We start from the raw sequence: 6,146 nt of genomic DNA, 5'->3' as shown, positions 1-6,146 counted from the left end.
GTGCACCCCTTTCGACGACGCAATTTTGCCCAAATTGCGCCGGTGTTCATGCCAACGCGCCTTGGACAGACGGGCCGCCTGCCGCGATTCTGACCGCCGGCCCGTTCCCCGGTCGGAGAGTTGGAGAATCATGGTCCCACGCACTCTGCTTGTCGTCGATGACGATCCCACCCTGGAAGGCCGGGTCCAGGATGCCCTGCCGGTGTGCCGGATCGTCGCCGCGGGCGGCGTGGCGGACGCGCTGGAGGCGGTGCGGGCGCACCGGCCCCCGGTGGTGGCCCTGTCGGTCGATCTGGCCCAACTGGCGGAGTCGCCGAACGGCGGCGGCGACGGACTGGACGCCCTGTCGCTGATCCTGGGCGAGGCGCCGTCGATCAAGGTCATCGCGCTCGCCCCGCACGACCAGCGGGTGCTGGCGGTGCGCGCGGTGGCCCGCGGCGCCCACGAGGTGTGCGGCAAGCCGATCGACGCGCAGGAGTTGGCCGGGGTGGTGCAGCGCGCCTTCCGGCGCGCCGACCTGGAGCTGGAGGGGCGTCGGCTGGCCATCGGGGACGCCCCGCCGACCCTGCGCGTCCTGCGCGACGAGACGGAGCGGCGTGCCCTGCTCGACACGCTGGCCCGTTCCGGCGGCAACCTGTCGGCGACGGCGCGCCTGCTGGGGGTCAGCCGCCCGACGCTCTACAGCCTGCTGCGCCAGCACGGCATCCGCGCGGATTAACGCGGCGACGTCTCATTCGGCCCGCGAGGTGGGGTTGCCGATCATCGACAGGAACTCCCGCCGGGTGGACGGGTCGCTGCGGAAGGCGCCCAGCATCCGGCTGGTCACCATGGTGACGCCGGTCTTGTGCACGCCGCGGGTGGTCATGCACTGGTGCTGCGCCTCGATCACCACGGCGACGCCTTCGGGCTGGAGCACCTGATCGATGGCGTTGGCAATCTGCGCCGTCATCTTCTCCTGGATCTGCAGGCGCTTGGCGTAGGCCTCGACGAGCCGCGCCAGCTTGGAGATGCCGACGACGCGTTGGCGGGGCAGATAGGCGACGTGCGCCTTGCCGATGATCGGCACCATGTGGTGCTCGCAGTAGGATTCCAGCCGGATGTCGCGCAGGACGACCATCTCGTCGTAGCCGTCGGTTTCCTCGAAGGTCCGCGCGAGGATCTCTTCCGGGTCGATGGCGTAGCCGGCGAAGAACTCCTCGTAGGAACGGACCACCCGGTCCGGCGTGCCGGCCAGCCCCTCGCGCGCCGGATCGTCGCCGGCCCAGCGGATCAGCGTGCGGACGGCATCCTCGGCCTCGGCACGGGTGGGGCGCGCGGTCTCGCCATGGCTGGTGCCGGCGGGGTGGCCGGGGCCGCGGAGAACGTTGTCGGCGTGCGGAGTCTTGGAAGCCGTCACGGGGCGAAGCCTTTCGATTCCTAGTCAAACAGGTTCTGGTCACATGCGGGCCGTCGCCGCGGCACACAATGCCGGAGCCGGCCAGTCAGGTATGAATACGACCCGCTGCTTGCCCGGATCACCGGGATCTTCGAGAAAGCCGGCAGGCAGCAGGGCGGAGTATGGCGCAAGTGGGTTCGAAGGCCGCACAGTCAAGGCGCCGGGCATGGACTTTCAGCCCGCGCCGCAGCGATTGGATGCACGCCCCCGGTGGTTTTTCAACAGCGGCCGCAGAGCGACCGGCATCTGTCGCGACCGGCGTCAGTTCAGCTGGCGGGGTTGGTGCGGGCTGTCCAGCGAGAAGGCGGGGACCGCCACGTCGAAGGCCTCGCCGCCGCCCGTTTCGAACCGGTAGGAGCCGACCATGATTCCGGACGGCGTGGGAAGCGGCGTTCCGCTGGTGTATTCGAAGCTGCCGCCGGGTTCCAGCACCGGCTGTTCGCCCACCACGCCCGGTCCCCGGACCTCCTGCACGCGCCCCAGCGCGTCGGTGATGTGCCAATAGCGTGTGCGCAGCCGGACGGTCTCCTGGCCTTCGTTCTCGATCCGGACGTGATAGGCCCAGACATAGCGGCTTTCGGCGGGCATGGACTGCTCGTCGAGAAAGACCGGCTGGACGGTGACGCGGATCGCGCGGGTGACTTTCGTGTACATGGCGGCACTCCCGGCTCTGAGAATAGGGGCGGGGCAAAGCGCCTGTCCAGTGGCGGAGCGGGGGACACCCCCTCCGGATGCCCCGAAGCGGCGAGACGGGTGCGACGGCGATGCATGCGGGACACACCGGGAAGCCATGCGCAACGAGCCGGTTCCGGCCCTTTCACGATCGCTTGAACCCCCTGCCCGCCGATGATATATGCGAGGTCCCTGCAACGGCCGAAGAGCCTTGCCCATGTCTCGTCCGCACAGCATCAGCATCCGACGACGACGCCATCCCGCGCAGCGCGCGGGTGCGGCCGTCCTTGGGTCGCGTGCGGACGCTTCGGGTCTCCGCCGGCACTGATCCGGCGCTCCCCCGGCGCGGCGGCGCGATCCGCCTCCGACCACAGTCCTTTTGCCGGGAAGCCCCTGACATGATGATCTCTTTGGAAGAGCCGCGGCACGACGCGGCGATCGAGACCCTGCTCGACCGGTCCTTCGGCCCGGATCGTTTCAAGAAGACCGCCTACAAGCTGCGGGAGGGCGTCGCCCCGATCCCTGAACTCGGCTTCGTCGCCATCGAGCATGACGAGCTGGGCAACGAGATCCTGGAGGGCACGATCCGCTACTGGCCGGTGACCATCGGCGGCACGGTACCGGCGCTCCTGCTCGGCCCGATCGCGGTGTCGGACCGGCTGCAGGGTGGCGGGCTCGGCAGCAAGCTGATCCGGATGAGCCTGAACAAGGCGGCGGCCTTGGGTCACCGGGCGGTGATCCTGGTCGGCGACGCGCCCTATTACGCGCGGTTCGGCTTCACGCGGGAGCTGACGCTGGACATGGCGCTGCCGGGTCCGGTTGATCTCGACCGCTTCCTGGGTCTGGAACTGGTCCCCGGCGCCCTGGCCGGCGCTGCCGGCATGGTCACCGTCCCGACGGTGGACGAGGGTTATGGAGTGCCCGCGAACGAGGACGTTCGGCAGGAGGCCGGCGGCACCGCCTTGTTTCCGCGACTGATCTCGCCGCTGGTGTCGGTTTTCGCCGCTTCCCCGCGGGAACTTGCCGAATCCCGCCTGTGGCATGCTCGAACCGCTTGAAAGCGGCGAAAGCGTCGCCTATAAACATGCGGCGCGCGGGTGTAGCTCAATGGTAGAGCAGAAGCTTCCCAAGCTTACGACGAGGGTTCGATTCCCTTCACCCGCTCCAACATCTCCTTAAAATTCAGACGTCTGCTGGACCCCTGACATTCAGGGCGCACCGATATACGGAGTGGCCGCGGACACTGGTCCGGCGGCCTGATCCCCGTTCTGAAGCCGGCGTTTACCGGTGCTTGCCGTTGTTGGATGTCAGAGCCCCCACCGCAGCGCCGGCCGCGCCGCCGATCACGCCGCCCATCACGGCGCTGCCCCCCGTCAGGGCGCCGACCGCAGCACCGCCCGCGGCGCCGATGGCGCCACCCGACAGCGTGCGCTGTTCGCGGTGGCTGAGGTTCGAGCAGCCCGTCAGAACAAGGCCCCCAACCACGATCACTGCCAGTTTCTTCACCATGATCCTACCCGTTTTCTTCCCTGCATTCTTGGATGCCGTCAGCCTCGGAGGCCAGCGGTCAAGCCTGCGCTTGCGTCGCATGCTTACGGAATGAACACGCATTTGCGTGTGACTATTCCGGGGCAGAAAACCATCCCTTTCATCTCAAAGAGAGTGGGGTCGGATCGTCGCCGTCCCTCGAAATAGGGACTCGGGATCGCCCTGCAAAGCTAGGAGGGCGGTGCTTGGCTAACAGTCGATAACTGTAACTATATTCTGGTTATTAATTTTTCACCATTTCCCCGCGTCGAAGGGTTGCATGGATCCGGGGGCGTTTCCCCTTTACTTCATTCAGGGCGCGTGGAACGTTCAGTGTCCTAACGACCTGCGCGACATCAAGGACGCAGGCCCATCGGAAACGTCCCAGGATGCCCTCCATGCTGCATCTTTCCAGACCGCAGGCGCTTGCCACTCTCCCGGCGAGCCGCCCGAGTGACCGCCGTGAACGGCACCCGTTGCAGCCGGTCAGCGCCCATCCTTGCGCGCCGACCTTCGAGCGCTCGGATGCGGCGATCCATCCAGCGGTTCCGGCGGCCGTCCCAGCGGCTGCCCAACCCATGTCTCCGGCTCGTCCGGGATTCAGCGGGGAACCGCTGGCCCGTGTCATCCGCTTGGCGACCACTGGTGTGTGGGTGGTGAAGCGCCATGGCCGGATGCTTGAAATCGACGGACGGCTGCACTGGAACTGCCCGCGCACGCTCGCGTCGGACGCCGAGCGCGCCGGTGTTGCCCTGTCCGATCTGGTCGTGAACACCGGCCACCAGCTTCGGGCCGGTGGTTGAAAAAAGAAAGGAGCGGCGCCCGCCGGTGCCGCTCCCTCGCCTGGTCCGGTCCGGATGGAAGTGCCGGTCAGCGCTCCATCGTCACGGCCTTGATGGTCTCGACGCGGATCTCCTCCGTCAGCCTTTCCTTGTAGGCGGCGAATTCCGGGGTGGTCTTGACCTTGTAGGAGCGGGGGTGCGGCAGATCGATGGGGATGTCGCACTTGATGCGGCCGGGGCGGGCCGACATCACCACGACGCGGCTGGCCATGAAGATGGCCTCGTCGATGTCGTGGGTGACGAACATCACCGTCTTGCGGTCGGCCTCCCAGATGCCCAGCAGCAGCTCCTGCATCAGCTCGCGCGTCTGGTGGTCCAGCGCGCCGAAGGGCTCGTCGAGCAGCAGCATCTTCGGGTCGTTGGCCAGCGCGCGGGCCAGCGCCGTGCGCTGCTGCATGCCGCCGGAGAGTTGGGCCGGGTGGTGGTTCTCGAAGCCCTTCAGCCCGACCTGGGCCAGGAAGCGGTCGGCGATCGCCAACTGCTCCGCCCGCGGCAGGCCGCGCTCCCGCAGGCCGAAGCAGACGTTGTCGCGCACGGTCAGCCAGGGGAACAGCGTGTAGGACTGGAACACCATACCGCGGTCCGGGCCGGGGCCTGACACCGCCTTGCCCTCCAGCAGCACCTCGCCGGCGCTCGGCGTCTCCAGCCCGGCGACGATGCGCAGCAGCGTGGACTTGCCGCAGCCGGACGGCCCCAGGATGGTGATGAAGTCGTTGTCGGCGACCTCCAGGCTCGTCGGCATCAGCGCGCGGGTGGGCGCCGTGTTGTTGCGGCTGGGGAAGGTCTTTTCGACGTTGCGGATGGACAGCTTGCTCATGGCCGGCGCTTATCGTCCTTTGGCCCACGGGAAGAGACGGGCGTTGAGCGCCCGGAACAGCAGGTCGGTGATCAGCCCGATCACGCCGATGACGAAGATGCCGAAGATCATCTGGCCGGTGTCGAGAAAGCGCTGGGCGTCGATGATCATGTGGCCGATGCCGCGCGACGCGCCCACCAGCTCCGCCACGATCACGTAGGTCCAGGCCCAGCCGAGCACGAGGCGCAACGCCTCGAAGATCTGCGGCGAGGCGGCGGGCAGCAGGACGCGCAGCACCACGCCATCGCGCTTGGCGCCCAGCGTGTAGGCGGCCTCCACCAGATCGCTGCGGATGCCCGACACGATGACCGTCACCATGATGACGAGCTGGAAGACCGAGCCGATGAAGATGACCAGGACCTTCTGCAGCTCGCCGACGCCCGCCCACAGGATCAGCAGCGGGATGAAAGCCGAGGCCGGCAGGTAGCGGGCGAAGGACACGAAGGCTTCGAAGAAAGCCTCCACCGGCTTGAAGGCCCCCATCAGGATGCCCAGCGGCACCGCCAGGGCGGCGGCCATGGCGAAGCCGGCGAAGACGCGCCAGACGGTGACGGCGATGTCCTCGGCGAAGCCGAACTCCCGGAACAGCGCGATGCCCGCCGTCAGCGTGTCGCCGGGCGAGGCCAGGAACAGCGGCTTCACGAAGCCGCCGTAAGTGGCGATGCCCCAGCCCAGGAAGAACAGCACGAAGCAGGCGATGCCCAGCACCGTGCGCAGCGCCGGAGCGACCGGCTTCAGCGGAGTGAAGAGGGGGGACATGGGATTGGTGGACCGTTGTCGGTGTCTTATGAGAACACGGGCCCCCACCCTAACC

8 protein-coding genes and 1 tRNA gene are annotated in these 6,146 nt (G+C 67.8%); 4 read left to right on the top strand and 5 right to left on the bottom strand.

Annotation, left to right across the window (positions count from 1 at the left end):
• Positions 1-130 precede the first annotated feature (130 nt).
• On the top strand, positions 131-718 hold the full coding sequence (locus GBZ26_RS25855; protein ID WP_174441294.1) for a helix-turn-helix domain-containing protein: 588 nt from the start codon (positions 131-133) through the stop codon (positions 716-718).
• Between the two features lie 12 nt (positions 719-730).
• Here GBZ26_RS25855 and folE read toward each other — a convergent pair whose 3' ends face one another.
• Positions 731-1,396 (bottom strand): GTP cyclohydrolase I FolE, encoded by a 666-nt coding sequence (gene folE, locus GBZ26_RS25850; protein ID WP_174441293.1) that lies wholly within the window; start codon positions 1,394-1,396, stop codon positions 731-733.
• A 300-nt stretch (positions 1,397-1,696) separates the two neighbouring features.
• Positions 1,697-2,089, bottom strand: coding sequence for a Co2+/Mg2+ efflux protein ApaG (gene apaG, locus GBZ26_RS25845; protein ID WP_014238636.1), 393 nt, complete (start codon positions 2,087-2,089; stop codon positions 1,697-1,699).
• A 416-nt stretch (positions 2,090-2,505) separates the two neighbouring features.
• Here apaG and GBZ26_RS25840 point away from each other — a divergent pair, with 416 nt between their 5' ends.
• A complete protein-coding gene (locus GBZ26_RS25840) occupies positions 2,506-3,165 on the top strand; it encodes a GNAT family N-acetyltransferase (RefSeq protein WP_174441292.1) in 660 nt (219 codons plus the stop codon).
• Between the two features lie 35 nt (positions 3,166-3,200).
• Positions 3,201-3,274, top strand: a tRNA-Gly gene (locus GBZ26_RS25835).
• A 114-nt stretch (positions 3,275-3,388) separates the two neighbouring features.
• On the opposite strand, the gene GBZ26_RS25830 is transcribed toward GBZ26_RS25835, so the two are convergent.
• Complete coding sequence (locus GBZ26_RS25830; protein ID WP_014238634.1) at positions 3,389-3,616, bottom strand: YMGG-like glycine zipper-containing protein; 228 nt, start codon at positions 3,614-3,616, stop codon at positions 3,389-3,391.
• Between the two features lie 416 nt (positions 3,617-4,032).
• On the opposite strand from GBZ26_RS25830, the gene GBZ26_RS25825 reads away from it, so the two are divergent.
• Positions 4,033-4,437: a hypothetical protein gene (locus GBZ26_RS25825; RefSeq protein WP_174441291.1), complete on the top strand. Its 405-nt coding sequence runs from the start codon at positions 4,033-4,035 to the stop codon at positions 4,435-4,437.
• Positions 4,438-4,504: 67 nt separating this feature from the next.
• Here the strand turns inward: GBZ26_RS25825 and GBZ26_RS25820 are convergent, their stop codons facing one another.
• Positions 4,505-5,293 (bottom strand): ABC transporter ATP-binding protein, encoded by a 789-nt coding sequence (locus tag GBZ26_RS25820; protein WP_174441290.1) that lies wholly within the window; start codon positions 5,291-5,293, stop codon positions 4,505-4,507.
• Between the two features lie 9 nt (positions 5,294-5,302).
• Positions 5,303-6,091: an ABC transporter permease gene (locus GBZ26_RS25815; RefSeq protein WP_035669468.1), complete on the bottom strand. Its 789-nt coding sequence runs from the start codon at positions 6,089-6,091 to the stop codon at positions 5,303-5,305.
• Positions 6,092-6,146 lie beyond the last annotated feature (55 nt).

Origin of the sequence: Azospirillum formosense, from assembly GCF_013340925.1 — a bacterium.
Lineage (GTDB): Bacteria > Pseudomonadota > Alphaproteobacteria > Azospirillales > Azospirillaceae > Azospirillum > Azospirillum formosense.
This window is presented reverse-complemented; position numbering and strand designations above follow the sequence as displayed.

Bases quoted from the DNA above. Each gene is read 5' to 3' on its own strand.
- GBZ26_RS25815 (WP_035669468.1), bottom strand. From the start codon at position 6,091: ATGTCCCCCCTCTTCACTCCGCTGAAGCCGGTCGCTCCGGCGCTGCGC.
- GBZ26_RS25830 (WP_014238634.1), bottom strand. From the start codon at position 3,616: ATGGTGAAGAAACTGGCAGTGATCGTGGTTGGGGGCCTTGTTCTGACG.
- GBZ26_RS25840 (WP_174441292.1), top strand. From the start codon at position 2,506: ATGATGATCTCTTTGGAAGAGCCGCGGCACGACGCGGCGATCGAGACC.
- GBZ26_RS25855 (WP_174441294.1), top strand. From the start codon at position 131: ATGGTCCCACGCACTCTGCTTGTCGTCGATGACGATCCCACCCTGGAA.
- apaG (WP_014238636.1), bottom strand. From the start codon at position 2,089: ATGTACACGAAAGTCACCCGCGCGATCCGCGTCACCGTCCAGCCGGTC.
- GBZ26_RS25825 (WP_174441291.1), top strand. From the start codon at position 4,033: ATGCTGCATCTTTCCAGACCGCAGGCGCTTGCCACTCTCCCGGCGAGC.
- GBZ26_RS25820 (WP_174441290.1), bottom strand. From the start codon at position 5,293: ATGAGCAAGCTGTCCATCCGCAACGTCGAAAAGACCTTCCCCAGCCGC.